At 60.4% G+C, this 25,476-nt stretch carries 23 protein-coding genes; 13 read left to right on the forward strand and 10 right to left on the reverse strand.

What is annotated here, in order from left to right; all coding sequences use genetic code 11:
- Positions 1-13 precede the first annotated feature (13 nt).
- Both PMI37_RS22830 and PMI37_RS22835 read right to left on the reverse strand, forming a co-directional pair.
- The gene (locus tag PMI37_RS22830; RefSeq protein ID WP_177323331.1) at positions 14-1,462 is read right to left on the reverse strand and encodes an aldehyde dehydrogenase family protein; all 1,449 of its coding nucleotides are present in this window, start codon (positions 1,460-1,462) and stop codon (positions 14-16) included.
- Positions 1,462-3,099, reverse strand: coding sequence for a 5-guanidino-2-oxopentanoate decarboxylase (locus PMI37_RS22835; protein WP_008085456.1), 1,638 nt, complete (start codon positions 3,097-3,099; stop codon positions 1,462-1,464). The genes PMI37_RS22830 and PMI37_RS22835 overlap by 1 nt, the downstream gene beginning before the upstream one ends.
- 228 nt (positions 3,100-3,327) lie before the next feature.
- Here PMI37_RS22835 and PMI37_RS22840 point away from each other — a divergent pair, with 228 nt between their 5' ends.
- Positions 3,328-4,209 (forward strand): LysR substrate-binding domain-containing protein, encoded by an 882-nt coding sequence (locus tag PMI37_RS22840; protein ID WP_008085457.1) that lies wholly within the window; start codon positions 3,328-3,330, stop codon positions 4,207-4,209.
- Positions 4,210-4,323: 114 nt separating this feature from the next.
- Here the strand turns inward: PMI37_RS22840 and PMI37_RS22845 are convergent, their stop codons facing one another.
- Together PMI37_RS22845 and PMI37_RS22850 are read right to left on the reverse strand one after the other, a co-directional pair.
- On the reverse strand, positions 4,324-4,938 hold the full coding sequence (locus PMI37_RS22845) for an NAD(P)-dependent oxidoreductase (RefSeq protein WP_008085458.1): 615 nt from the start codon (positions 4,936-4,938) through the stop codon (positions 4,324-4,326).
- Between the two features lie 262 nt (positions 4,939-5,200).
- The gene (locus tag PMI37_RS22850) at positions 5,201-6,079 is read right to left on the reverse strand and encodes an MBL fold metallo-hydrolase (protein ID WP_008085459.1); all 879 of its coding nucleotides are present in this window, start codon (positions 6,077-6,079) and stop codon (positions 5,201-5,203) included.
- A 114-nt stretch (positions 6,080-6,193) separates the two neighbouring features.
- Between PMI37_RS22850 and PMI37_RS22855 the strand changes: the two genes are divergently transcribed.
- Together PMI37_RS22855 and PMI37_RS32080 are read left to right on the forward strand one after the other, a co-directional pair.
- A complete protein-coding gene (locus PMI37_RS22855; RefSeq protein ID WP_202949190.1) occupies positions 6,194-7,099 on the forward strand; it encodes a LysR family transcriptional regulator in 906 nt (301 codons plus the stop codon).
- 130 nt (positions 7,100-7,229) lie between these two features.
- Complete coding sequence (locus tag PMI37_RS32080) at positions 7,230-7,406, forward strand: hypothetical protein (protein ID WP_008085463.1); 177 nt, start codon at positions 7,230-7,232, stop codon at positions 7,404-7,406.
- 126 nt (positions 7,407-7,532) lie between these two features.
- Here PMI37_RS32080 and PMI37_RS22860 read toward each other — a convergent pair whose 3' ends face one another.
- Positions 7,533-8,417, reverse strand: a complete 885-nt coding sequence (locus tag PMI37_RS22860; protein ID WP_008085464.1) for a helix-turn-helix domain-containing protein — start codon at positions 8,415-8,417, stop codon at positions 7,533-7,535.
- Positions 8,418-8,595: 178 nt separating this feature from the next.
- Between PMI37_RS22860 and pobA the strand changes: the two genes are divergently transcribed.
- Both pobA and PMI37_RS22870 read left to right on the forward strand, forming a co-directional pair.
- Positions 8,596-9,789, forward strand: coding sequence for a 4-hydroxybenzoate 3-monooxygenase (gene pobA, locus PMI37_RS22865; protein WP_008085467.1), 1,194 nt, complete (start codon positions 8,596-8,598; stop codon positions 9,787-9,789).
- A 79-nt stretch (positions 9,790-9,868) separates the two neighbouring features.
- Positions 9,869-11,386 carry an MDR family MFS transporter gene (locus tag PMI37_RS22870; protein WP_045123245.1) on the forward strand — a complete coding sequence of 506 codons (1,518 nt, stop codon included), beginning with the start codon at positions 9,869-9,871 and terminating at the stop codon, positions 11,384-11,386.
- 83 nt (positions 11,387-11,469) lie between these two features.
- Here the strand turns inward: PMI37_RS22870 and PMI37_RS22875 are convergent, their stop codons facing one another.
- From PMI37_RS22875 to PMI37_RS22890, 4 genes are all read right to left on the reverse strand, one after another.
- Entirely contained in the window at positions 11,470-12,318 is an 849-nt protein-coding gene (locus tag PMI37_RS22875) for a cache domain-containing protein (protein WP_008085472.1), read from the reverse strand.
- 261 nt (positions 12,319-12,579) lie between these two features.
- Positions 12,580-13,434, reverse strand: coding sequence for a hypothetical protein (locus PMI37_RS22880; protein ID WP_008085473.1), 855 nt, complete (start codon positions 13,432-13,434; stop codon positions 12,580-12,582).
- A 116-nt stretch (positions 13,435-13,550) separates the two neighbouring features.
- A complete protein-coding gene (locus PMI37_RS22885) occupies positions 13,551-14,543 on the reverse strand; it encodes an NAD-dependent epimerase/dehydratase family protein (RefSeq protein ID WP_008085474.1) in 993 nt (330 codons plus the stop codon).
- 54 nt (positions 14,544-14,597) lie between these two features.
- Positions 14,598-15,491, reverse strand: coding sequence for a LysR family transcriptional regulator ArgP (locus PMI37_RS22890; RefSeq protein ID WP_008085475.1), 894 nt, complete (start codon positions 15,489-15,491; stop codon positions 14,598-14,600).
- Positions 15,492-15,587: 96 nt separating this feature from the next.
- Here PMI37_RS22890 and PMI37_RS22895 point away from each other — a divergent pair, with 96 nt between their 5' ends.
- The 3 genes from PMI37_RS22895 (at position 15,588) to PMI37_RS22905 (ending at position 17,370) form a co-directional block, all read left to right on the forward strand.
- Positions 15,588-15,989 carry an ACT domain-containing protein gene (locus PMI37_RS22895; RefSeq protein WP_008085476.1) on the forward strand — a complete coding sequence of 134 codons (402 nt, stop codon included), beginning with the start codon at positions 15,588-15,590 and terminating at the stop codon, positions 15,987-15,989.
- 5 nt (positions 15,990-15,994) lie between these two features.
- Positions 15,995-16,597 carry a LysE/ArgO family amino acid transporter gene (locus PMI37_RS22900; protein ID WP_008085477.1) on the forward strand — a complete coding sequence of 201 codons (603 nt, stop codon included), beginning with the start codon at positions 15,995-15,997 and terminating at the stop codon, positions 16,595-16,597.
- Between the two features lie 176 nt (positions 16,598-16,773).
- A complete protein-coding gene (locus PMI37_RS22905) occupies positions 16,774-17,370 on the forward strand; it encodes a superoxide dismutase (RefSeq protein ID WP_008085479.1) in 597 nt (198 codons plus the stop codon).
- Here PMI37_RS22905 and PMI37_RS22910 read toward each other — a convergent pair.
- The gene (locus PMI37_RS22910) at positions 17,360-17,722 is read right to left on the reverse strand and encodes a hypothetical protein (protein WP_008085481.1); all 363 of its coding nucleotides are present in this window, start codon (positions 17,720-17,722) and stop codon (positions 17,360-17,362) included. The genes PMI37_RS22905 and PMI37_RS22910 overlap by 11 nt on opposite strands.
- A gap of 102 nt (positions 17,723-17,824) precedes the next feature.
- On the opposite strand from PMI37_RS22910, the gene PMI37_RS22915 reads away from it, so the two are divergent.
- The 5 genes from PMI37_RS22915 (at position 17,825) to PMI37_RS22935 (ending at position 25,347) form a co-directional block, all read left to right on the forward strand.
- Positions 17,825-19,876, forward strand: a complete 2,052-nt coding sequence (locus PMI37_RS22915) for a putative bifunctional diguanylate cyclase/phosphodiesterase (protein ID WP_008085483.1) — start codon at positions 17,825-17,827, stop codon at positions 19,874-19,876.
- A 208-nt stretch (positions 19,877-20,084) separates the two neighbouring features.
- Positions 20,085-21,431 (forward strand): imelysin family protein, encoded by a 1,347-nt coding sequence (locus PMI37_RS22920; protein WP_008085485.1) that lies wholly within the window; start codon positions 20,085-20,087, stop codon positions 21,429-21,431.
- A gap of 280 nt (positions 21,432-21,711) precedes the next feature.
- Positions 21,712-23,139 (forward strand): di-heme oxidoreductase family protein, encoded by a 1,428-nt coding sequence (locus PMI37_RS22925; RefSeq protein ID WP_008085486.1) that lies wholly within the window; start codon positions 21,712-21,714, stop codon positions 23,137-23,139.
- Positions 23,140-23,167: 28 nt separating this feature from the next.
- On the forward strand, positions 23,168-24,232 hold the full coding sequence (locus PMI37_RS22930) for an imelysin family protein (RefSeq protein WP_008085488.1): 1,065 nt from the start codon (positions 23,168-23,170) through the stop codon (positions 24,230-24,232).
- A 14-nt stretch (positions 24,233-24,246) separates the two neighbouring features.
- Positions 24,247-25,347 (forward strand): DUF1513 domain-containing protein, encoded by a 1,101-nt coding sequence (locus tag PMI37_RS22935; protein WP_008085489.1) that lies wholly within the window; start codon positions 24,247-24,249, stop codon positions 25,345-25,347.
- Positions 25,348-25,476 lie beyond the last annotated feature (129 nt).

Consider the following 25,476-nt stretch of genomic DNA (forward strand, 5'->3'; position numbering starts at 1 on the left):
TACGCCTCTGTGATCAGGCCGCGCGAATCACATGTTTGATCTCTTGAAAAGCCGCCAACCCCCAAGGCCCCAGCTCGCGACCAATACTGCTCTGCTTGTACCCACCCCACGCCGCCTGCGGGAAGATCACTTGCGGTGCATTGATCCACACCATCCCCGCCTGCAACGCATTGGCGACGCGATCCGCGGCAACCGCATCGCTCGTCACCACGCTCGCGACCAAGCCAAACGGTGTGTCATTGGCCAGCGCAATCGCCTCGGCTTCGCTGCTGAAACTGCGCACACACACCACCGGCCCGAAAATCTCTTCGCACCACAGCGCACTGTCCAATGGCACATCGGTGAACACCGTCGGCTGCAAGTAATAGCCACGCGGCAGATCCGCCGGGCGATTGCCGCCGCAGAGCAACCGCGCGCCCGCGCTCAGCCCACGATCAATATGCCCAAGCACTCGCTGGTACTGCGCCTGGTTGACCAGCGCGCCCATTTCCACCTCAGGGTCGAACGGATCCGCGACGCGAATCGCCTGCGCACGCTTCTGTAGCCGACGGAGGAATTCTTCTTCCAGCTCATCAGCAACCAGCACGCGACTGGTGGCCGAACACATCTGCCCGGCGTTGAAAAACGCACCGCCACAGGCCAGTTCAACCGCCAAGTCGATATCAGCATCGGCCAACACCAGCAGCGAGGATTTGCCGCCCAGTTCCAGGCTCACGCCCTTCACCGTTTCCGCCGCACGCTGCATCACTTGCACGCCGACCGCATTGCTGCCGGTAAAGGAAATCCTGGCGATACGCGGGTCCGCCGACAACGGCGCGCCGACTGCCAGCCCGGTGCCGCAAACCAGATTGAACACACCATTGGGCAGACCCGATTCAGCAATGATCGCGGCCAGTTCCAGCTCCGGCAGCGGCGTCACTTCCGACGGTTTCAGCACCACGCAGCAACCGGCCGCCAACGCCGGCGCCAGCTTCCACGCGGTGGTCACCATCGGGAAATTCCACGGCACGATCAGCCCGACCACACCACACGGTTCGCGACGCAAACGGGCGCTGAAGTCATCGCTCGGCAGCGGCACGTTGCTGTCCTGTTTCGCGTCGTGGCCTTCAGCGAGTTCGGCGTAATACTCGAACGTGGCGATGACGTCATCGACGTCGATGGCCGCTTCGAATTGCGGTTTGCCGTTATTGCTCGATTGCAACTTCATCAGATGATCGCGGCCGTCGCGCACGCCATTGGCGATGTTGCGCAGAATCGCGCCGCGCTCGGCGCCAGTGGTTTGCGACCAGGTTTTGAACGCTTCGCTGGCAGCGGCGACGGCTTGCTCGACCGCGTGCTCGTCACCGCCATTGACCGTGGTCAGCAGCGCTTCGGTGGCCGGGTTGATCACGCGCAAGTGTTCACCACCCGCCGACCATTGGCCGTTGATGTAGAGGCCATCGAGTGTGGTTGGGAAACTGATCATTGCGCCACCGCCTGCATCCATTGGGTCTGGTCGATTTCAATCAAGGTCGGGCCCTGACGATCGCTTGCACAACGCAACGCGCTGCGCAGTTGTTCGATGCTGCTGATCGCTTCAGCCGCGCAGCCAAGAGCCTTGGCCACCGCGACAAAATCCGGGGTGTAGATGTCCACACCCACCGGTTCGATGGCGCGGTTGACCATGTATTTCTTGATCTCTTCGTAACCCTGGTTATTCCACAACAGGACGATCACCGGCACCCGCGCTTCGACCGCGCTGGCCAGTTCCGGCAGGGTGAATTGCAGCCCGCCGTCGCCGATCAGGCACACCACCGGAGGCCGCGCGCCCTGGTCGAGTTGGCCACCGAGCCACGCACCGATCGCTGCCGGCAAGGCGTAGCCGAGGGTGCCGTAACCGGTCGAGGCGTTGAACCAACGGCGCGGGTGATCCGGGTTGAACGTGAGGTTGCCGGTGTACACCGGTTGCGTCGAGTCGCCGACGAACACCGCGTTCGGCAATTCATCGAGCACGGTGTCGAGGAAACGGGTTTGTGCGAGGGTCGGCGCGTCCCAGCTGGCGGCCAGTTCAGCGCGCAGTTTGCCGGCGCGGGCATGCCCCCAATCGCTACTGCGCTCGTCGAGTTTTTCCTGCGACAGGGTGTTCAACAAAGCCTGTGCAGCGTTGCGTGCGTCGGCCACCAGCGCCAGGTGCGGCGGGTAGTTACGCACGGCCTGGTCGGCATCGATATCGATGCGCAGCAGTTTGCCGGGAATCTCGAAACCGCCGGCGAAGGTGACGTCGTAATCGGTCTCGGCCAGTTCAGTGCCGATGGCCAGAACCACATCGGCATCAGCGACCAGCGCGCGGGTGGCGACCAGCGTCTGGGTCGAACCGATCAGCAGCGGATGGTTGCCCGGCAGCATGCCTTTCGCGTTGATGGTCAGTGCCACTGGAGCGTCGAGCAACTCGGCGAGTTTGGTCAATTCCGGCGCCGCGTCGATGGCACCGCCACCAGCGAGAATCAACGGACGTTTGGCACCGGCGAGCAATTCGCTCATGCGCTTGACTGCGCTTGGCGCAGCCCCGGCACGGTCGATATTGACCGGCACACTGGCGAGCAAGTCATCGGCGTTTTCAACCAGCACGTCCAACGGAATTTCGATGTGCACCGGACGTGGACGACCGGCCTGGAACAAGGCAAACGCGCGCGCCAGCACCACCGGCAATTCAGCGGCGGACATCAAGGTATGCGAGAACGCCGCGACACCGGAAACCAGTGCGCTCTGGTTCGGCAGCTCATGCAGCTTGCCGCGCCCGCCGCCCAATTGGCTGCGCGATTGCACGCTGGAGATCACCAGCATCGGGATCGAATCGGCATACGCCTGGCCCATGGCGGTGGTGATGTTGGTCATGCCCGGGCCGGTGATGATAAAGCACACACCCGGTTTGCCAGCGGTGCGCGCGTAGCCGTCCGCCATGAAACCGGCGCCCTGCTCATGCCGAGGGGTGACGTGACGAATGCTCGAACGCGCCAGCCCGCGATACAGCTCCACCGTGTGCACACCGGGAATGCCGAACACCTGCTCGACCCCATAACCTTCGAGTAACTTGACCAGTACTTCGCCACACGTCGCCATGTCGATTGCCCTTCTGCTCGCTGAATACACCGTGCTTTTCTGTAGGAGTGAGCCTGCTCGCGATAGCGTCATCACATCCAACATCGCAGTGACTGATCTACCGGTATCGCGAGCAGGCTCACTCCTACATAAAGCCCTTTAATGGGCTCATTGAACGGTCGGCAGGTAGCCGCAACAATCGATTAAAAGTCATACTAGCCATGTCCTCACGTCATACCTTGGATCGCCATGAAGCGCCTGCCGCCCCTGTCCGCCCTGCACACCTTTCTGATCACCGCGCAGTGCTGCAACTTCACCCGCGCCGCCGAACAGTTGCACATCACCCAAGGCGCAGTGAGCCGGCAGATCGCCGGGCTGGAAGAACATCTTGGTTATCCGCTGTTCATCCGTCTGGCCCGAGGTTTGGCGATGACCGCCGAGGGACGTGAATGGCTACCGCGCGTGGAAAAAATCTTCGGCCTGATCAGCGAAGCGACCGAGCAGATCGGCCAACAACGCGAAACCCTGCAACTCAAGGCGCCCAGTTGCGTGATGCGCTGGCTGCTGCCGCGCTTGCTGCAATGGCAGAAAGAACGCCCGGACGTGCCGGTGAAACTCACGGCGTCGTTGCAACACGGGGTGGATTTTCAGCGTGAGCAATTCGATGCGGCGGTGATCTACGGCGCGCCGCCCGATAACTCGCCGGGCGCGTTGCACTTGTTTGATGAGCAACTGACGCCGGTGTGTTCGCCGCTGCTGCTCAAGGGTTCACCGGCGCTGAATGCACCGGCGGATCTGCAGCAGCATCTGTTGCTTCATCCGACGCACGATATTCAGGATTGGTCGGTGTGGCTGAACGCAGCCGGGCTGCAGTTGAACAACATCAGCAGCGGCCAGCATTTCGAAACGCTGGATCAGGCGATGTCGATGGCGTCGCACGGCACGGGCGTGGCGATTGGGGACTGGTCGTTGATCGGCGATGACTTGCGCGCCGGACGGCTGGTGATGCCGTTTGCTTTGAAAGTGAAAACAGGATTGGCGTACTACGTTGTGTTGCCACCAGGAACCGAGCCGTCGCCACCGCTCGAAGAACTAATGATCTGGCTGACAGAACAAGCCCACACCCGCTAAACACAAATCCCCCGTAGGAGCTGCCGAAGGCTGCGATCTTTTGATCCTGTTTTTGATTCTAAAAAATCAGGATCAAAAGATCGCAGCCTTCGGCAGCTCCTACAGGGGGATGTGTCAGTAGCCGACGGTGTAGCGTTGGTGTGAATGCTTTGGTGTTTCCACTTCGTCGATCAGTGCAATCGCATAGTCGGCAAAGGTGATCCAGCTACGGCCCTCGGCGCTCACCAGCAAGTGATCCTGGCCGACGCGGAATTTGCCCGTGCGCTCACCCTCAACGAATTCCGCCGACGGCGAGAGGAAGGTCCAGTCCAGCTCTTTTTCCTGGCGCAACGCATCAAGAAACGCCGCACCGGCGCTGGCCTCGGTCTTGTACTCGGCCGGGAAACCGGCGCTGTCGATCACCCGGGTGTCGTCCGGCAGCAACAGCGAGCCGGCCCCGCCGACCACCAACAAACGCTTTACACCCGCCTGCTTCACCGGCCCAACGATGGCGCTCGCAGGAACAGTAGCGAAATGCGCCGCGGTGATCACCACGTCGTGACCGGCGACCGCTTCTTGCAGTGCCGCCGAATCGAGCACGTCGACATTCTTGCTGACAACACCGGCACGCGCGCCGATCTTCGCAGTATCGCGGGCGATAGCGGTGACGCTATGACCGCGGCGCAGGGCTTCTTCCAGCAGTTGGCTACCGGCACGGCCGGTGGCACCAATGATTGCGATCTTGCTCATGACGTTCTCCAGTTGGCTTGAGTGTTTCAAATGAGGCACATATCTATTGAGTGAAGATATTCCCTGTGCTGAGGAAACTTTGTGGCGAGGGGATTTATCCCCGATGGAGTGCGAAGCGCTCCCCTGCTTTTTCCTGTGAAACCGCATTCTCAGGATTTGCGACTGCTGCGCAGCCGATCGGGGCGGTGCGACGATTCGCTAAATCCCCTCGCCACAAAGGCAATCAGCAATCCTTGAGACCTCAGTATTCAGATGGAGCGCGTTACCACTTCATCTCGCCCTTGGCGACTTTCGCGCTCAGCTCCAGCGAGCTCTCTTCACCCAGTGCCGGGTAGCGTTTTTTCATCGCGGCGATCAGTGCAGCAGAATCCTTGGCCTTCGCAGTTTCTGCGTCGAATGCCTTAATGTAGTCGGCGGTGAATTTGACGCTGGCCAGCGAGCGGCCGCTGTCACCCAGATAGTGCCCCGGCACCACGGTTTTCGGCTTCAGGGTTTCGATCGAGTGCAGCGTCTGCAGCCAGTCAGCATGGGATTGCGCGGTCTGCGTGTCAGCCATCCACACGTGAATGTTCTCGGCCACTACCACGCCACCGACCACCGCTTTGAGCGACGGAATCCACACGAAGCTGCGATCCGGTTGCTTGCCCTCAAGGCCGACCACCTGCAATTTCTGCCCTTCAAGCATCAGACTGTCGCCCTTGAGCACACCCGGGACAATGGTTTTCGCCGGCACGTCGGCGCCCATTTTCGGGCCCCAGAACGCCAGTTTCCCGGCCACGGTCTGATTGATGTGATAGACGGTCGGTTGCGACGCCAGCACCTTGGCATTCGGAAAAGCCTGGGTCAGGGTGTCGAGACCGAAGTAGTAATCCGGGTCACCGTGACTGATGTAGATGGTGGTCAGTTGCTTGCCGCTGGCGCGGATCTTCTCCACCACCTGTTCGGCTTGGGATTTGCCGAACTGTGCGTCGACCAGAATCGCGTCTTTCTCGCCGCTGACCAGCACCGATGTCACTGGGAAAATCGCATTGGCGCCTGGGTTGTAAACGTCCAGGGTCAAATTGGCCGCCGCTGCGTGCGCGGCGAAACCCAGTGAAGCGGTGGCGAGCAGAACGCGTTTGAGTGTGGTGAAACCGATCATCTGTTGCTCCGGTGTGCGAATGCCTTGCTTGGCGATGAAACACAGCTTAGTTGCCTGACTCAGTACAAAAAATGCGATGCTTGAACATAGTTTGTTTCTGAAAGCGGGCAAATCATGGATCGTCTCCAAGCAATGCGAGTGTTTGTCACCGTGGTGGACCTGGGCAGTCAGTCGGCCGCCGCCGACCAACTGGACCTCTCACGTCCGGTGGTTTCACGTTATCTGGCGGAGCTGGAAGACTGGGTCGGCGCACGCCTGATGCACCGCACCACACGCAAGTTGAGCCTGACCGCCGCCGGCAGTGAAATCCTCCCGCGCTGTCGGCAGATGATCGAACTGTCGAACGACATGCAGGCCGCCGTCAGCGAACCCGACGACGCACCGCGCGGGCTGCTGCGAATCAGCGTCAGCACGTCGTTCGGCCAGGCGCAACTGGCCGACGCGGTGGCTGCGTATGTCAAACGCTATCCGGGGGTGAGCATTGATCTGCAAATGCTCGATCGCACGGTGAACCTGGTGGATGAACGGATCGACCTGGCGATTCGTACCAGCAACGATCTCGATCCGAACCTGATCGCCCGGCGCCTGACGGTGTGCCGCTCGGTGGTGTGTGCAGCACCGGCGTATCTGCAAGAACACCCGGCGCCACAACGGGTCGAGGAATTGAGCCGGCATAACTGCCTGACGCACTCGTATTTCGGCAAGAGCCTGTGGCATTTCGAGGAAGACGGCGAGCCGGTGTCCGTGCCGGTGCAGGGCAATATCAGCGCCAACGAAGCGAGCACTCTGCTGCGCGCGACCCTGGCCGGCGCGGGCGTGGCGATGCTGCCGACGTACCAGGCCGGCGTGCATATCCACAGCGGTGAACTGGTACGCCTGCTGCCCGCAGCGGAACCACGGCAACTGAACATCTACGCGGTGTACGCCTCACGCAAACACATGCCGGCGGCGCTGCGCAGCCTGCTGGATTTTCTGGTGCAGCGGTTTCCCGAGACCCCGGCGTGGGATGTGGGATTTTAAAAGTCAAAAGATCGCAGCCTGCGGCAGCTCCTACACGGATCCATGTAGGAGCTGCCGCAGGCTGCGATCTTTTGATCTTGTTCTATGCTGAAAGTAATACCGCAGGGTATTTCGTTCAGAGGTGAACGCCATGAACATCAAAACAAGAAGGTATTTCGCGATTTTCATCACCTGCGCCGCCACGCTGGCGCTGTACGGCACCGCTGCCTGGCGGGTCGAGCAACTGCGACAGCTGCCGCGCGAATACGCGAGCTGCAATTTCGAGCGCTGCATTCCGCACAACGCCACGCTGAATGCCCTGCGCTGAGGCTGACACAAAACCTGTGGGAGCTGGCTTGCCAGCGATTGCGGTCTGACATTCAGCATTTAAGGTGACTGAACCACCGCTATCGCTGGCAAGCCAGCTCCCACATTTTTTGCAGCGGCTTTGAGGTTACTGTTCGGCCTTCAGGCGATCGCGGAAGGCTTTTGGTGAGATCCCGACCCTGCGGCGGAACAGCCGTGTGAAGTTGGTCGGATCGGAAAAACCGAGCAATTCCGACATCTCGTAAATGGTCATGCTGGTGTACGTCAGCAGGCGCTTGGCTTCCAGCAACTGGCGTTCGTGCATGATCTGCAACGCCGGTTGCCCCGCCAGCTCTCGGCACGTGCCGTTGAGGTGCGATACCGAAATCCCCAATCGATGCGCCAGGTCCTCGACCTTAACGTGCTGGCGATAAGTCTCCTCCACCAGTTGAATGAAACCGTTGAGGTACTCGCGCTGACGCTGCGGCCGCTGGCTGGCGTTATGCCGAACAATCGCCTGGCGACTGACCCAGACCATGATCACGCTGACCAGCGCATGCATGAGCATTTCCCGCGCCGGTTGATGACCGTTGTATTCGGCCTGCAACGCACAAAACAGACTGTTCAGGTATTCGCCGTCCGCGCCTGCCGGGTAACTTTCGGTTTGGGCAAGTGCGTGCACCGCGTCGCCCAGTTGCGCCTGCAAATGGTTGATCAGCGGTGTGGCGAGGGTGACGATGAATCCTTCAACGTCCTCGGAAAAACGAAAGCCGTGCACCGACAGCGGTGGCAGGACTTGAATGGCGGGTGTCTTGAGCTGCGTGCGTTGCCCTTCGATTTCAAGCTCTGCCTGACCTTTGAAAACGAAGAGTAATTGGCACAAATCGGCGTGGCGGTGGGGTTTGATTTCCCACTGATGTTCGCGGCTGCGGGAGGAAATGGTTTCACAGTGCAGCAAGTCAGGGGTTGGCCAGTCCAGGCTTTCACCGTAGAGCTTGAACACCGGAATCGAAGGCAGGTCAGGCTTGTTCATCACTTCAATCCAGGCCTCGGGGTTTGCGGGCGATAATCGCACCGATTGGCAGAATGTACAGGTATCGGCTCAGTTTTCACCTTCAATTGACAGACCCGCAAGGGAAAAATGCAAGCACTCGATCCATAAAAATCATTCAGCGGCGATTGTCGCGTGAAGCTTGCGAGTTATAAAAACAATGAAAACGCTGAAAACCCAAGTCGCCATCATCGGCGCCGGTCCGTCCGGTTTGCTCCTCGGTCAGTTGCTGCACAACGCCGGCATCGACACTCTCATTGTCGAACGTCAGGCCCCCGACTATGTGCTCGGGCGTATCCGCGCCGGCGTGCTTGAACAAGGCATGGTAGAGCTGTTGCGTCAGGCTGGGGTGAGTCAGCGGATGGACGCTGAAGGTCTGGTTCACCACGGTTTCGACCTGGCCCTCAATGGGCAACAAGTGCACATCGATTTGCATGCGCTGACCGGCGGCAAGAGCGTGATGATCTACGGCCAGACCGAAGTCACCCGCGACCTGATGGCCGCTCGTCGGGAGGCAGGTGCGCCGACTGTTTATCAAGCAAGCAATGTCGTTCCCCACGGCATGAAAAGCGACGAAGCTTTTGTCACCTTCGAAAAGGACGGCGAAACCTGGCGCGTCGATTGCGACTACATCGCCGGTTGCGACGGTTTCCACGGGGTCGCGCGGCAGTCGATTCCTGCTGATTGCCTGAAGGTGTTCGAGCGGGTTTATCCGTTCGGCTGGCTGGGCATTCTTGCCGACACGCCGCCGGTGCATGAGGAACTGGTCTACGCCCGCCACGAGCGCGGGTTTGCCTTGTGCAGCATGCGGTCGGCAACGCGCACCCGCTATTACCTGCAAGTGCCGGCTGAGGAAAACGTCGATGACTGGAGCGATCAACGCTTCTGGGATGAGTTGAAACGTCGTTTGCCTGAGTCGCTGGCCGAGCAACTGGTCACCGGCCCGTCCATCGAAAAAAGCATCGCGCCGCTGCGCAGTTTTGTCGTCGAGCCAATGCAGTACGGGCGGATGTTCCTCGTCGGTGACGCGGCGCACATCGTCCCGCCGACTGGCGCCAAAGGTCTTAATCTGGCGGCAAGCGACGTCAGCACCTTGTTCAATATTCTGCTGAAGGTTTACCGCGACGGTCGCACTGAGCTGTTGGATAAATACTCGGAGATCTGCCTGCGCCGCGTGTGGAAAGCCGAACGATTTTCCTGGTGGATGACCTCGATGCTGCACCGCTTCGACGATCACGATGCGTTCAGCCAGCGCATCAGTGCCTCGGAACTGGACTACTTTGTCAGTTCAGAAGCGGGCCGAAAAACCATTGCAGAAAATTACGTCGGACTTCCTTATGAGGCTATCGAATAGCCTGCTACCGACTTACACTGGCGAGCATCCCCGCTCGCCTGACGATCTGCGGGACTCTCACTGCCCGCAGGTTTTGCCCGTGACCAATCTCAATCACCCCGAAACGCCCAAACCGGCCATTCGCAGCGTGCTGGTCGCGCTGATGATGGCGATCTTTCTTGGTGCGCTGGATCAGACCATCGTCGCCGTGTCGATGCCGGCCATTTCTGCTCAGTTCAAGGACGTCAGCCTGCTGGCCTGGGTGATTTCCGGGTACATGGTGGCGATGACCGTGGCCGTGCCGATCTACGGCAAGCTCGGCGACTTGTACGGGCGGCGCAAACTGATGCTGTTCGGCATGGGCCTGTTCACCCTCGCTTCGCTGTTCTGCGGCATGGCGCAAAGCATGGAGCAACTGGTGCTGGCGCGGATTCTTCAAGGCATTGGCGCCGGCGGGATGATTTCGGTGAGTCAGGCGATCATCGGCGACATCGTGCCGCCGCGTGAACGCGGGCGCTATCAGGGTTACTTCAGCAGCATGTACGCGGTGGCTAGCGTCGCCGGGCCGGTGCTCGGTGGTTACATGACCGAATACCTGTCGTGGCGCTGGGTGTTTTTGATCAACCTGCCGCTGGGCCTCGGCGCTTACTGGGTGGCACGGCGCAACTTGCGCGGCCTGCCGATTCCGCAGCGCAAACCGGTCATCGATTATCTCGGCACCCTGCTGATGATCATTGGCCTGACGGCACTACTGCTGGGGATTACTCAGGTCGGCCAGGGTCATTCGTGGCGCAGCGGCGAAGTGCTTGGCTTGTTCGCGTGTGCGGTGGTGGTTTTGGCGGTATTTGTCTGGCACGAGCGCCGTGCGCGTGAACCGTTGCTACCGATGCACCTGTTCGCCAACCGCAATGCCTTGCTGTGCTGGTGCACGATTTTCTTCACCAGTTTCCAGGCGATTTCGTTGATCGTGTTGATGCCGTTGCGCTTTCAGACCGTCACCGGTGCCGGCGCCGACAGCGCGGCGTTACACTTGCTGCCGCTGGCCATGGGCCTGCCGATCGGTGCCTATTTCGCCGGGCGTCGCACGTCGATCACCGGGCGCTACAAACCGCAGATTCTGACCGGCGCGCTGCTGATGCCGATCTCGATTCTCGGCATGGCATTCAGTCCACCCGAGGCGACTTTGATCAGCGGCTTGTTCATGTTGCTCTGCGGCATTTCCAGCGGCATGCAGTTCCCGACCTCGCTGGTCGGCACGCAGAACTCGGTGGAGCAACGCGACATCGGCGTGGCCACCAGCACCACCAACCTGTTCCGTTCACTGGGCGGCGCGGTGGGTGTGGCGTTGATGTCGGCGCTGCTGCTGGCGCTGTTGCAAGATTCAAGTTTCGCCCATTTGGCGAGCAGTTCGCTGATGAGCGAGGGGCATTCGGGCAACGTCTTGCTTGATGGTTTGAACGCAGCACCGGGGGATGCACAAAATGCCTTGCGCGCCGAGTTGCTGGTGACATTCCGCCATTTGCTGTGGGTGAGTGCGGCGGTGTCTTTGCTCGGGCTCGCGGCGGCGATTGCGATGCCTAACAGCCTGCTGCGCGGGCGCGAACACGGCGCCAAATAAAACAGCAAAAGATCGCAGCCTGCGGCAGCTCCTACAGGGGAATAATCATGTAGGAGCTGCCGCAGGCTGCGATCTTTTGATCTTCAAGGGCTGTAATAACCGACCGCCACCATAAAATGCCCGGCCTTCTTCAGGTAGGCATGTTTATCCTCGACCTTGCCGGTTACCGGGTTCTTCCAGCGGTACTCATACTCGCCGTCATCCTGCTTGCCGATCAGCGCCAGAATCGGCTCGCCGACCGGTTTGCCCTCCGGATCCTTGACCTTGCCAAAGTCGGTATTGACCAGCCGCAAATTGGTGCCATGCGCGACATAGCGCTGTGTGTTCAGGTCGACCACGAACACGTACAGATCATCCTGCAAATACCCGCCCTTGAGCGAGTTGATCGCCGTCAGCGTGCCCTTCTCATCCTTGCTCAGATCGCTCGCGGCTTTGTCCAGCAGGGCTTTGGCCTGCTCGGCCGAGGCGCGCGGCAGGTAATAGCCGACCGCCAGAATCCGCTGCCCGATGCGTTGGTAGAACACATGCTTGCGCTCGACCTTGCCATCCGCCTGGTTCTGCCAGCGGTATTCGGCTTGCTGAATGCCATTGCCTTCCGGCACCCGCAACGCCTCCTTGAAGGCCTTTTGCAGATCCGGCCCGAGCACTTCACTGACGTCACGGCCGATCAGCGCTGAAGACGGCCCGCCGCTGGCAAGCATCACGCCCTTGGTGTCGACCACGAATACATAACGATCCTTGTCGACGAACTCGCCCTGGCGGCTGAACGCGGCGAAGGCCTTGTCGCCGTTGTCGTGGTAGTAGGCCAGCGCTTTTTCCAGCAAGGCGATGGCGGCCTGGCTGTCATCTTTTGCGGCGGTCGCGGCGCTGGCCTGGCCGAATCCGGCCAGTAACAGCAAACAGAGCCAGGCGAATTTATGCACAAACCCCATGACGCATCCCTCGTTCCTGTTGGTGTTTCAAGAGCGTAGACGGGTTGGCGTTAGACGGAGGTTGAAGATGAATCGAGAGATTGCCGCATCTTCCTGTGACAAAGGAGATTTCTGTGGTGAGGGGATTCATCCCCGATGGGTTGCGAAGCAGCCCCAAAAACTGAGCAATCGGTATTGCTGGAGAAATGCAGGGGAGCGCTCCGCACTCCATCGGGGATGAATCCCCTCACCACAAAGGCTCCCCGCATTAAGTGATCTGAGTTATGGCCGGGAATTTATTTGCTGCTGCAAGTTCTGGATCTGCGCCTGCAAGGTGTTGATGTTGCGCGTCATCTGCCCACGGAACGCGTCGAACTCAGCCGTATTGCCGCCACCCTGCGGGGCTGCCGGGCGGTTGTCCTGCTGACTTTTCAGGACGACGATGTCCTGTTCCAGACGATCAATCGCCGCGCTCGGATTGCCCTGTTTCTTCAACGCGGCAATATCGGCGCCAAGGCTCTTGAACTGCGCATCGAAGGACTTCAACTGCGCATCGACCTTGCTGGTGTCGGCCGGGGTGCTTTTCACCGTTGCCAGCTCCGCACTCAAGGCTTTGACCTGTGCCTGCAACTGGGTGTTGGCGTTTTGTTGTTCGGTAGTTTGCGCGGTCATCTGCGCCAGGCGCTTATCGAGATCGCTAGCCTGACCGGCGACGCCCTGCTGCTGTTTGCTCTGATCGAGCAGCTTGCCTTCAAGCTGTTTGATCTGCAGCTTCAGGGCTTCGCTGTCACTGGTGACGTTGCTCTGGCTGGCCACGACCTTGCCGGAAATGTCCTGCAGGCGCCCCGCCGCTTCTTCACTGATGCGCGCAAAGCTTTCCTGGGTCGCGACCAGTTGCTGTTCCATCAGCGAAATCTGCTGGAAACTCCACCAGGCCAAGCCGATGAAGGCAAAGAACAACGCGCCGACCAATGCCCACAGCGGCCCGGTGCTCGCGGCTTTGACCTGGACCACCGGTGGCGTGCGCGAGTGCACGGAGGTGCGCGCAGTGGTCGGAATGTCATCGTCGTCGAAGGTGTCGGCACGCAGGCTCGGGACATCGTCGAAATCGTCGTGGGCATCATTACGCATGGACATTGAGGCAACCTTTGTGAAACGCGGTGATGGCTAAATGCTGCGAAGTATAACCGCCGCAGCCGCAGGGATTGACCCCCAACGGGCGGTGCGGTTCATTGCCGCCGGGCCGAATCGTTTCAACGAATGTCCTGAGCTTTCCACCACGCGCAGAACTCATCCAGCGCCGACCACAGGCTGACTTTCGGATCGTAGTCCAGATAATGCCGGGCGCGACTGATGTCGAGGGTGAAATTTTTCTTCATGACTTGCATGCCCAGCCGCGACAGCGTCGGCTCCGGACGCCCCGGCCAGAGTTTGCAAGCGCCTTCATTCAACGCGGCGACACTGTAGGCCAGCCCGTAGGACCGGTACTGGGTGACCTGTGGGACTTCCATCCTGCGCATCACGTAATTGACCACATCCCACAACGGCACTGGCGCACCGTTGCTGATGTTGTAAGCCTTGCCCAACGCGGAGCCGGCGGCCAGCAGACTGCTGAGCATGGCTTCGTTGAGGTTCTGCACGCTGGTGAAATCGACCTTGTTCAGGCCATTGCCGATGATCGCCAGCCGGCCCTTGCGCTGCATGTTCAGCAGGCGCGGGAAGATGCTCATGTCGCCGGCGCCGGTGACGAAGCGCGGACGCAGGGCGATGGTTTCCAGACCGAACTCCTGGGCGCCGAAGACTTTTTGCTCAGCCAGGTATTTGGTCGCGGCGTAGTGATGCTTGAAACGTTTGGGCACTTGCTCTTCGGTCAGGCCCAGGTGATCGCGGCCATCGAAATAAATCGACGGCGAAGACAGGTGTACCAAACGGCGGACGCGTTGCTTGAGGCAGGCTTCGACGACGTTTTCGGTGACCTGCACGTTGCCCTGATGAAAGTCCTGATAACGGCCCCACAGTCCGACGGCGCCAGCGCAATGCACCACGGCTTCTACGTCGGAGCACAGCTCGCGCACCAGATCAGGATCGGTCAGATCGCCGGGCACAAATTCGGCGCCACGGCGTACCAGATGCTCGACGCTCTCGGCCCGGCGACCGTTGACCCGCACGTCCAGGCCCTGCTCCAGGGCGAAACGCGCAAAGCGCCCGCCAATGAAGCCGCTTGCGCCGGTGACCAGAATTTTCATGTAAAGCTCCGATGTCTTTCGTTTTGCCTGATTCGTGTGTCTTGACGCTGGCCGTCAGTCCAACGGCACCAACCATTGCGCGGATGAACGCACCAATTGCTCGGTCAGCAACCCCAGCAACTGACCGCCATTGCGCCAATGATGCCAGTACAACGGCACGTCGATCGGTTTATCTGGCAACAGTTCGCGCAATTCGCCGCGTTGCAACTGCTCGCGCACTTGCAGTTCCGGCACCAGGCCCCAGCCCAGTCCGGCCTCGGTCAAGCGGATAAAACCTTCCGAGGACGGGCACAAATGGTGCTCGAAGCCACCATCGACGCCCAGCGACGCCAGGTAGCGGTGCTGCAGGAAATCGTCCGGGCCGAACACCAGCGCCGGCGTGCGCGGCAGTTGTTCGGCGCGCACGCCATCAGGGAAATGCCGTTCGATGAACGCCGGGCTGGCCAGCGCGCGATAGCGCATCGCACCGAGCAACACGCTGCGTGCGCCGGCCACCGGCCGTTCACTGGCGCACAGGCACGCGGCGACCTCACCGGCGCGCATGCGCTTGAGGCCGACGGTCTGGTCTTCGACGATCAGGTCAAGCAGTAAATGCTGCTCGGCGCAGAAATCCCCCACCGCCTGCGCCCACCATGTCGCGAGGCTGTCGGCGTTCAGCGCGATGCGCAGGCGCTCGGGCAGGCCCTCTTCGTCCAATGCCGGCACGAGGGTCTGCAAGTCGCGCTCAAGCAAACGCACCTGTTGCACATGGTTGAGCAGCCGCCGGCCAATCTCGGTGGGCGACGGCGGTGTGCCGCGCACCAGCACCGGTTGGCCGACCCGCGCCTCAAGCAGTTTGATCCGCTGGGAGATCGCCGACTGTGACAAGCCCAATACCTGCGCGGCCCGTTCGAATCCGCCCTGCTCGACCACGGCGGCCAGAGCGGAAAGCAATTTGTAGTCGAACATCAGTTTTCCTAATGAGCGATCAGCACTATTGGTTTTTCTTATACAGGTTTCGCCCGGAGAATAGCCAGCAAGCACTCTTAACCAAGGACCACTTCAATGGCTGGCGAAACTTCACTCACAACCCTGTTGCGCAGCATGAGCCCGCAACTCAACGCCGGCGAATACGTGTTCTGCACCCTGCGTGACGGCCAGATGCCCAATGGCCTGGAGATCGTCGGCAGCTTCCGCGAACAGGAAGGCCTGACGGTGATTCTCGAACGTTCCCGCGCTGAACAGGCCGGTTTCAGCTTCGACTATGTCGCCGCGTGGATCACCCTCAACGTGCATTCGGCGCTGGAAGCCGTCGGCCTTACCGCCGCATTTGCCACGGCATTGGGCAAGGCCGGAATTAGCTGCAACGTGATCGCCGGTTACTACCACGACCATTTGTTCGTCGGTCAGGCCGACGCCGAACGCGCCATGCAAGTGCTGCGCGATCTCGCAGCCAACGCGGAGTAATGGTTATGTGGCAAAGCTATGTGAACGGCTTGCTGGTGGCGTTGGGGCTGATCATGGCGATCGGTACGCAGAACGCCTTTGTATTGGCGCAAAGCCTGCGCCGTGAACATCACCTGCCGGTGGCGGCATTGTGCGTGGTCTGTGATGCGCTGTTGGTTGCGGCCGGGGTATTCGGCCTGGCGACGGTTCTGGCGCAGAACCCGACATTGCTGGCGATTGCCCGTTGGGGCGGCGCGACGTTTTTGATCTGGTACGGCAGCCAGGCGCTGCGTCGGGCCTGTTCGAAACAGAGCCTGGATCAGGGTGAAAACCAGACAGTGCGTTCGTTGCGTGCGGTAATGCTCAGCGCTTTGGCCGTGACGCTGCTCAACCCGCACGTTTATCTGGATACGGTGCTGCTGATCGGTTCTCTCGGTGCGCAGCAATCGGTGCCGGGAGCTTATGTGGTCGGCGCGGCGAGTGCTTCGCTGTTGTGGTTTTTTACCCTTGCGCTAGGCGCGGCATGGCTGGCGCCATGGTTGGCCCGGCCGAGCACCTGGCGGATTCTCGATCTGGTGGTGGCGTTGATGATGTTCACGGTCGCCGGACAACTGATATTGGCGTCGTGATTTATTCCAAACAGCTCTGGAACCTCTATCCCACACAGTTGTTGCGTGGTTAAGCCGCAACCCCGGTGCTATGATCCGAACCCTGCGCCGCAAAGAGTAAAAACTCGCCGGTGCATTTCTGGCCGCCCGTGATCGGCCTTGCGCTCACCGCAACAGACCTGATTAGGAGAATCATCATGGCTTTCGAATTGCCGCCGCTGCCTTACGCACACGATGCCCTGCAGCCGCACATTTCCAAGGAAACCCTGGAATACCACCACGACAAGCACCACAACACCTATGTCGTGAACCTGAACAACCTGGTGCCAGGCACCGAGTTCGAAGGCAAGACCCTGGAAGAAATCGTCAAGACTTCCTCGGGCGGTATCTTCAACAACGCCGCTCAGGTCTGGAACCACACTTTCTACTGGAACTGCCTGGCGCCAAACGCCGGCGGTCAACCTACCGGCGCGCTGGCTGAAGCCATCAACGCTTCGTTCGGTTCGTTCGACAAGTTCAAGGAAGAGTTCAGCAAAACCTCGATCGGCACCTTCGGTTCCGGCTGGGGCTGGCTGGTGAAAAAGGCTGACGGTTCCCTGGCCCTGGCCAGCACCATCGGCGCCGGCAACCCGCTGACCAGCGGCGACACCCCGCTGCTGACCTGCGACGTCTGGGAACACGCTTACTACATCGACTACCGCAACGTTCGTCCGAAGTATGTCGAAGCGTTCTGGAACCTGGTCAACTGGAAGTTCGTTGCTGAGCAGTTCGAAGGCAAAACCTTCACCGCTTAAGCTGCGCGCCAGTCAAAAAACCCGGCTTTTGCCGGGTTTTTTTATGCCTGTGATTCATACGCACGGCCGAAACCTGCGAACACTCAACGCTTTTGACTTCCTGTAGGAGCTGCCGAAGGCTGCGATCTTTGACGTATTCAAGTACGCCGAAGATCAAAAGATCGCAGCCTTCGGCAGCTCCAACATTGGGCTCGGTTTTTTCCCACTGCCTTGGCTTGCTGCCGCCGTACAGAGGGCTAACATCAAAACAGCGGAAAAAATGCTGCGAAGCGCTCAAGTTGAGGGTCGAAACTACCGACATAGTACAGATTAGGGCTAATACTCCAGACAGCAGCATTTCGGCCAACGCCACAGGCTAATTATCCTCGGCCTGATTGTCCCTTTGACTGCCAACACGGGATTGCCAATACTCATGGCAACTTGACGCTACCCGCACGGATTAAGGAATAACCCTTTGAAGCTGGAACTCAAGAACAGCTTGTCGGTGAAGTTGCTCCGGGTCGTGCTCCTGTCGGCATTGATCGTCGGCGTAGTCTTGAGCTGCGCGCAGATTGTTTTCGATGCCTACAAAACGCGTCAGGCAGTTGCCGGCGACGCCGAACGCATCCTCGATATGTTCCGCGACCCCTCGACCCAGGCGGTTTACAGCCTTGATCGGGAGATGGGCATGCAGGTGATCGAAGGCCTGTTCCAGGACGACGCCGTGCGCCAGGCCTCCATTGGCCATCCCAACGAAGCCATGCTCGCGCAAAAATCCCGCGAGTTGCAGCATTCCAACAGCCGCTGGCTGACCGACCTGATCCTCGGCCAGGAACGCACCTTCACCACGCAGCTGGTGGGGCGCGGTCCGTACAGCGAGTATTACGGCGACTTGAGCATTACCCTCGACACCGCCACCTATGGCGAAGGGTTTATCGTCAGTTCGGTGATCATTTTCATTTCCGGCGTGTTGCGCGCACTGGCCATGGGCCTGGTGCTGTATCTGGTCTATCACTGGCTGCTGACCAAACCGCTGTCGCGGATCATCGAGCACCTCACCGAGATCAACCCCGACCGCCCCAGCGAACACAAGATTCCGCAGCTCAAGGGCCACGAGAAAAACGAACTGGGGATCTGGATCAACACCGCCAACCAGTTGCTTGAGTCGATCGAACGCAACACCCATCTGCGCCACGAAGCAGAAAACAGCCTGCTGCGCATGGCCCAGTACGACTTCCTCACCGGCCTGCCGAACCGTCAGCAATTGCAGCAGCAACTGGACAAGATTCTGGTCGACGCCGGCAAGCTGCAACGCCGGGTCGCGGTGTTGTGTGTAGGGCTGGACGATTTCAAAGGCATCAACGAACAATTCAGCTACCAGACCGGCGACCAGTTGTTGCTGGCGCTGGCTGATCGCCTGCGCGCCCACAGCGGCCGCCTCGGCGCCCTCGCCCGTTTGGGTGGCGATCAGTTCGCGCTGGTCCAGGCGGATATCGAACAGCCTTACGAAGCAGCGGAACTGGCGCAAAGCATTCTTGATGATCTGGAAGCGGCGTTCGCCCTCGACCATCAGGAAATCCGTCTGCGCGCGACCATCGGCATCACTCTGTTTCCGGAGGACGGCGACAGCACCGAAAAGCTGTTGCAGAAGGCCGAGCAGACCATGACCCTGGCCAAGACCCGCTCGCGCAACCGCTATCAGTTCTACATCGCCAGCGTCGACAGCGAGATGCGCCGTCGCCGCGAACTGGAGAAAGACCTGCGCGATGCCTTGCTGCGCGATCAGTTCTACCTCGTTTACCAACCGCAGATCAGCTATCGCGATCACCGCGTGGTCGGCGTCGAAGCGCTGATTCGCTGGCAGCATCCGGAACACGGCCTGGTGCCGCCGGACCTGTTCATTCCGCTGGCGGAACAGAATGGCACGATCATCGCGATTGGCGAGTGGGTGCTGGATCAGGCCTGCAAGCAGTTGCGCGAATGGCACGATCAGGGTTTCGCCGATCTGCGCATGGCGGTGAACCTGTCGACGGTGCAATTGCACCACGCCGAGCTGCCACGGGTGGTCAATAACCTGCTGCAGATGTACCGCTTGCCGCCGCGCAGCCTGGAACTGGAAGTCACTGAAACCGGCCTGATGGAAGACATCAGCACTGCCGCCCAGCACCTGCTGAGCCTGCGTCGCTCCGGTGCACTGATCGCCATCGACGACTTCGGCACCGGCTACTCATCGCTGAGCTATCTGAAAAGCCTGCCGCTGGACAAGATCAAGATCGACAAGAGCTTCGTGCAGGACCTGCTCGATGACGACGACGATGCGACCATCGTTCGCGCGATCATTCAGTTGGGCAAAAGCCTTGGCATGCAGGTGATTGCCGAGGGCGTGGAGACGGCCGAGCAGGAAAGCTACATCATTTCCGAAGGCTGCCACGAAGGTCAGGGTTATCACTACAGCAAGCCGCTGCCGGCGCGTGAGTTGAGTGCCTACCTCAAACAGGCGCAACGCAGTAACGCGGCCATTCTTTAAAAGTCAAAAGATCGCAGCCTGCGGCAGCTCCTACATTTGCAATGCGTTCCCCTGTAGGAGCTGCCGAAGGCTGCGATCTTTTGATCTACGTAAATAAGAAATATTTCCAGCCACAACCCTTTACACATAATGCGAAAGATTTGCATTATGTCGCAGTTTTGCGCACCCCCGCGCCTGTCCTATAAACCACCGAAGCAGGATGTTCGCCATGATTCGTATGCCTCTGGCTACCGCCAGTCTGCTGGCCATCGCTATTTCCCTCGCCGGTTGCGGCGAAGGCAAAGACAAGGCCGCCGCTCCGGCCGCGCCGACTCCAGCCGCCAGCACCACCGCTCCTGCGGCTGCGCCTGCCGCTGCCGGTAAAGTCGATGAAGCGGCCGCCAAGGCTGTGGTCGCGCACTACGCCGACATGGTCTTCGCGGTTTACAGCGATGCCGAATCCACCGCGAAAACCCTGCAGACCGCCGTCGACGCATTCCTTGCCAAGCCGAACGCCGACACCCTGAAAGCCGCCAAGGCTGCCTGGGTTGCTGCGCGCGTTCCGTACCTGCAGAGCGAAGTGTTCCGCTTCGGCAACACCATCATCGACGATTGGGAAGGTCAGGTTAACGCCTGGCCGCTGGACGAGGGTCTGATCGACTACGTCGACAAATCCTACGAGCACGCACTGGGTAACCCGGGCGCTACCGCCAACATCATCGCCAACACCGAAGTTCAGGTCGGCGAAGACAAGGTCGACGTCAAAGACATCACCCCGGAAAAACTCGCCAGCCTCAACGAGCTGGGCGGCTCCGAAGCCAACGTCGCCACCGGCTACCACGCCATCGAATTCCTGCTGTGGGGCCAGGATCTCAACGGCACCGGCCCTGGCGCTGGCAACCGTCCTGCCTCCGACTACCTGGAAGGCGCCGGCGCCACTGGCGGTCACAACGATCGTCGCCGTGCCTACCTGAAGTCCGTGACCCAACTGCTGGTCAGCGACCTGGAAGAAATGGTCGGCAACTGGAAGCCGAACGTGGCTGACAACTACCGCGCCACCCTGGAAGCCGAGCCGGGCGAAACCGGTCTGCGCAAAATGCTCTTCGGCATGGGCAGCCTGTCCCTGGGCGAACTGGCGGGCGAGCGCATGAAGGTTTCCCTGGAAGCCAACTCCCCTGAAGACGAGCAGGACTGCTTCAGCGACAACACGCACTACTCGCACTTCTACGATGCCAAAGGCATTCGTAACGTCTATCTGGGCGAGTACACCCGTGTTGACGGCACCAAAATGACCGGCGCCAGCCTGTCGTCGCTGGTGGCCAAGGCTGATCCGGCGGCCGACACCGCGCTGAAAGCCGATCTGGCTGCGACAGAAGCGAAGATTCAGGTCATGGTCGATCACGCCAACAAGGGTGAGCACTACGACCAGTTGATCGCTGCCGGCAACACCGCTGGCAACCAGATCGTTCGCGACGCGATCGCCTCGCTGGTCAAGCAGACCGGTTCGATCGAAGCCGCTGCCGGCAAACTGGGCATCAGCGACCTGAACCCGGACAATGCTGATCACGAGTTCTGATCAAACGCGTCCGCGTCAAAAAAGGCGACCTTCGGGTCGCCTTTTTTTATGTTGTTCGCAGCCCCCTGTAGGATTGTTCGCAGCCCCCTGTAGGAGCTGCCGCAGGCTGCGATCTTTTGATCTGTCTATTAGAAGCAAGATCAAAAGATCGCAGCCTTCGGCAGCTCCTACATGGGGGTTTGCATTTGCGCTGTATCAAGCAAACGATAATTCCTCTTATTCAAACCCCCTCGCCCTGTTAGACTTTGCGCCTTTATTTTGCCCGTCCGCAGGATGTCTGATGCCCTCGCTGCCTCTTCGCTTGTCCGCACTGTTGCTGGCCCTGGGCCTGAGTGCCTGCGATGACGCCCCACGTTTCACCAAGGCTGAGCCCGGTGAAGCGCGTTCCGGCGGTGCGGCGACCGTGCGCAAGACGGATCAGAATGCGTTCTCCCTGCCCTCGGCGAACCTGCCACCGTCGCGGCGGGTGGATTTCAGTGTCGGCAACAGCTTCTTTCGCAGCCCGTGGGTGATCGCGCCGTCGACCACCACCGCGCGCGATGGCCTCGGCCCGTTGTTCAACACCAACGCCTGCCAGAACTGCCACATCAAGGACGGTCGCGGTCATCCGCCAACGCCGGACGCGGCCAACGCAGTGTCGATGCTGGTTCGATTGTCGATTCCCGATGCACCGGAATATGCCCGGCTCATCGAACAGGTCGGCGTGGTGCCAGAGCCTGTCTACGGCGGCCAGTTCCAGGACATGTCCGTACCGGGAGTTGCCCCGGAAGGTAAGGTGCGCGTCGACTACACCCCGGTGCCCGTGCGGTTCAAGGACGGCACCGAAGTCGAACTGCGCAAACCGGTATTGCAGATCACTCAACTCGGCTACGGCCCGATGCACCCGGACACGCGCTTTTCCGCACGCGTCGCGCCGCCGATGATCGGCCTCGGCCTGCTTGAAGCGATCCCTGAGGAAGCGATCCTCGCCAACGCCGCCGCACAGGCCAAAGCGAAAAACGGTATCAATGGCCGGCCCAATCAGGTCTGGGATGACGCGTTGCAAAAAACCGTCATGGGCAGATTTGGCTGGAAAGCCGGGCAGCCGAACCTCAATCAACAGAATGTTCACGCGTTTTCCGGTGATATGGGCCTGACGACCAGCCTGAGACCGTTCGATGATTGCACCGACGCGCAAACCGCCTGCAAACAGGCGCCGAACGGCAATGGGCCGGACGGCGAGCCGGAAGTCAGCGACAACATTTTGCGTCTGGTGCTGTTCTACAGCCGCAACCTCGCTGTGCCGGCACGCCGTGGCGTTAACGATGCAGACGTCATCGCCGGCAAGAACCTATTTTTCCAGGCCGGTTGCGATTCGTGCCACACCCCGAAATACACCACCGCCGCCAACGCCGCCGAACCGGAACTGGCCAATCAAGTGATTCGCCCATACAGCGATCTGCTGCTGCATGACATGGGCGATGGTCTGGCCGACAACCGCACGGAGTTCCAGGCCTCTGGCCGCGACTGGCGCACGCCGCCGTTGTGGGGGATTGGCCTGACGCAAGCGGTCAGCGGCCACACACAGTTTTTGCATGACGGTCGCGCGCGCAATCTGCTCGAAGCGGTGCTCTGGCACGGCGGCGAAGCGACGGCGGCGCAGCAACAGGTTTTATCTTTCAATGCCGAGCAGCGTGCCGCGCTGCTGGCGTTTCTGAACTCACTTTAAACACTGATAAAAGAATCGGGAGCCCGACATGTTCCGTCCCAAGCTACTGTTCACCAGCCTTGCCGCGCTCGCCCTCGGCGCCTGCTCGCCGCAGGATCCGCAAGCGGTCACCTCGGCAGCCATCGCCAAATCGGTGATCCTGCCGACCTACACCCGCTGGGTCGAAGCCGACAAGCAACTGGCGGTCAGCGCCCTCGCCTACTGCCAGGGCAAAGAAACCCTGGAGACTGCCCGCGCCGACTTCCTGCACGCACAGAAAGCCTGGGCCGAGCTGCAACCGCTGCTGATCGGCCCGCTGGCCGAGGGCAACCGCGCCTGGCAAGTACAGTTCTGGCCGGACAAGAAGAACCTTGTCGGTCGTCAGGTGGAGCAACTGGTTGTCGCCCAGCCGCAGATCGATGCCGCCGCACTGGCCAAATCGAGCGTTGTCGTTCAGGGCCTGTCGGCCTACGAATACATCCTGTTCGACGCCAAGCCTGACGTCGTCAACGCCGAGCAGAAAGCCAAGTACTGCCCACTGCTGATCGCCATCGGCGAGCGTCAGAAGCAACTGGCCGAAGAGATTCTGCAGAACTGGAACAACACCGACGGCATGCTCGCGCAGATGACCAAGTTCCCTAACCAGCGCTACGCCGACTCCCACGAAGCGATCGCCGATCTGCTGCGCGTGCAAGTCACCGCGCTGGACACCCTGAAGAAAAAACTCGGCACGCCAATGGGCCGCCAGAGCAAGGGCGTGCCACAGCCGTTCCAGGCCGATGCATGGCGCAGCCAGTCGTCGATGACCGCGCTGGAAGCCAGCCTGGCCGCCGCCAAAACCGTGTGGGAAGGCGTCGACAACAAAGGCCTGCGCGGGCTGTTGCCGGCTGAGCAAAAGCCGTTGGCCGACAAGATCGACGCTGCTTACGCCGCCTCACTGAAACTGTTCGACAGCACTCAGCGCTCGCTCGGCGAAATGCTTGAAGACGACGCCGGTCGTCAGCAACTCAACGACATCTACGACAGCCTCAACGTCGTCCATCGCCTGCACGAAGGCGAACTGGCCAAGGCGCTGGGCATCCAACTGGGCTTCAACGCCAACGACGGTGACTGATGAGGACAAGTGCCATGCTGCGACGCCAGGCTCTGACTTTAGCTAGTACGCTGCTGGGAGCAGTGACACTGGGCGGCTGGACGCTGTTCAAACGCAAGGATCAGAGCCCGCTGCTGTTGTCGGCGCGCGATGACACCGACGGCAAGCACTACGCCGTCGGTTATCGACTGGATGGCACGCGGGTGTTCGCCACCGAAGTCGGCCAGCGTTGCCACGACATCATCAACCACCCGACGCAGCCGATTGCGCTGTTCGTCGCGCGGCGTCCGGGCACCGAGAGTTACCTGATCGACCTGCGCGACGGCACGTTGCTGCAGACGCTGACCTCGCAGCCGAACCGGCACTTCTACGGCCACGCCGTGGTGCACAAGGACGGCGAGTACCTGTACGCCACCGAGAACGACACCACCGACCCTGGCCGTGGATTGCTCGGCGTGTACAAGTTCGAAGGCGAGCGGCTGGTACACAGCGGCGAGATTTCCACCCACGGCCTCGGCCCGCATCAGGTGTCATGGATGCCCGATGGCGAGACGCTGGTGGTGGCCAACGGCGGGATTCGTACCGAGGCGGAAAGTCGCGTCGACATGAACCTCAGCGCCATGGAACCGAGCCTGGTGCTGATGCAGCGCGACGGCACCTTGCTGAGCAAGGAAACCCTCGCCCAGCAGATGAACAGCGTGCGCCATTTGGGCATTGCCAGTGACGGCACCATCGTTGCCGGTCAGCAGTTTATGGGCGCCTCTCATGAGCGTTCGGAGCTGCTGGCGATCAAGCGTCCGGGGCAGCCGTTCGTGGCGTTCCCGGTGCCGGAGCATCAGTTGCAGTCGATGGGGCATTACACCGCCAGTGTTGCGGTGCACAGTGAGTTGCGTCTGGTCGCATTGACGGCACCGCGCGGCAATCGCTTCTTTATCTGGGACCTGGACAGCGGCGAAGTTCGCCTCGATGCACCGTTGCCGGATTGCGCGGGTGTCGGTGCGGTGCAGGACGGTTTTGTCGTGACCTCCGGTCAGGGCCGCTGCCGCTACTACGATTGCCGTCAGGATGAACTGCTGGCCAAACCGCTGGAACTGCCGGCAGGGCTCTGGGACAACCATCTGCACCTGATGGCCTGATACCCATAGTTAAAATTAACGCCGTCCCTGTGGCGATGGGATTTATCCCCGATGGGTGGCGAAGCCGCCCCAAAACCTGCAACCGCAGTCTGTCGGTTGTACCGTGTCGGATGGTTTTGCGACTGCTGC

Origin of the sequence: Pseudomonas sp. GM80 (assembly GCF_000282515.1) — a bacterium.
GTDB lineage: Bacteria > Pseudomonadota > Gammaproteobacteria > Pseudomonadales > Pseudomonadaceae > Aquipseudomonas.

Excerpts from the sequence above, each read along its gene's own strand:
- PMI37_RS22845 (WP_008085458.1), bottom strand. The coding sequence starts at position 4,938 with ATGAGCAAGATCGCAATCATTGGTGCCACCGGCCGTGCCGGTAGCCAA.
- PMI37_RS22890 (WP_008085475.1), bottom strand. The coding sequence starts at position 15,491 with ATGTTCGACTACAAATTGCTTTCCGCTCTGGCCGCCGTGGTCGAGCAG.
- PMI37_RS22900 (WP_008085477.1), top strand. The coding sequence starts at position 15,995 with ATGTGGCAAAGCTATGTGAACGGCTTGCTGGTGGCGTTGGGGCTGATC.
- PMI37_RS22835 (WP_008085456.1), bottom strand. The coding sequence starts at position 3,099 with ATGGCGACGTGTGGCGAAGTACTGGTCAAGTTACTCGAAGGTTATGGG.
- PMI37_RS22840 (WP_008085457.1), top strand. The coding sequence starts at position 3,328 with ATGAAGCGCCTGCCGCCCCTGTCCGCCCTGCACACCTTTCTGATCACC.
- pobA (WP_008085467.1), top strand. The coding sequence starts at position 8,596 with ATGAAAACGCTGAAAACCCAAGTCGCCATCATCGGCGCCGGTCCGTCC.
- PMI37_RS22920 (WP_008085485.1), top strand. The coding sequence starts at position 20,085 with ATGATTCGTATGCCTCTGGCTACCGCCAGTCTGCTGGCCATCGCTATT.
- PMI37_RS22930 (WP_008085488.1), top strand. The coding sequence starts at position 23,168 with ATGTTCCGTCCCAAGCTACTGTTCACCAGCCTTGCCGCGCTCGCCCTC.
- PMI37_RS22935 (WP_008085489.1), top strand. The coding sequence starts at position 24,247 with ATGCTGCGACGCCAGGCTCTGACTTTAGCTAGTACGCTGCTGGGAGCA.
- PMI37_RS22925 (WP_008085486.1), top strand. The coding sequence starts at position 21,712 with ATGCCCTCGCTGCCTCTTCGCTTGTCCGCACTGTTGCTGGCCCTGGGC.
- PMI37_RS22855 (WP_202949190.1), top strand. The coding sequence starts at position 6,194 with ATGGATCGTCTCCAAGCAATGCGAGTGTTTGTCACCGTGGTGGACCTG.
- PMI37_RS22850 (WP_008085459.1), bottom strand. The coding sequence starts at position 6,079 with ATGATCGGTTTCACCACACTCAAACGCGTTCTGCTCGCCACCGCTTCA.
- PMI37_RS22895 (WP_008085476.1), top strand. The coding sequence starts at position 15,588 with ATGGCTGGCGAAACTTCACTCACAACCCTGTTGCGCAGCATGAGCCCG.
- PMI37_RS22875 (WP_008085472.1), bottom strand. The coding sequence starts at position 12,318 with ATGGGGTTTGTGCATAAATTCGCCTGGCTCTGTTTGCTGTTACTGGCC.
- PMI37_RS22885 (WP_008085474.1), bottom strand. The coding sequence starts at position 14,543 with ATGAAAATTCTGGTCACCGGCGCAAGCGGCTTCATTGGCGGGCGCTTT.
- PMI37_RS22905 (WP_008085479.1), top strand. The coding sequence starts at position 16,774 with ATGGCTTTCGAATTGCCGCCGCTGCCTTACGCACACGATGCCCTGCAG.
- PMI37_RS32080 (WP_008085463.1), top strand. The coding sequence starts at position 7,230 with ATGAACATCAAAACAAGAAGGTATTTCGCGATTTTCATCACCTGCGCC.
- PMI37_RS22860 (WP_008085464.1), bottom strand. The coding sequence starts at position 8,417 with ATGAACAAGCCTGACCTGCCTTCGATTCCGGTGTTCAAGCTCTACGGT.
- PMI37_RS22880 (WP_008085473.1), bottom strand. The coding sequence starts at position 13,434 with ATGTCCATGCGTAATGATGCCCACGACGATTTCGACGATGTCCCGAGC.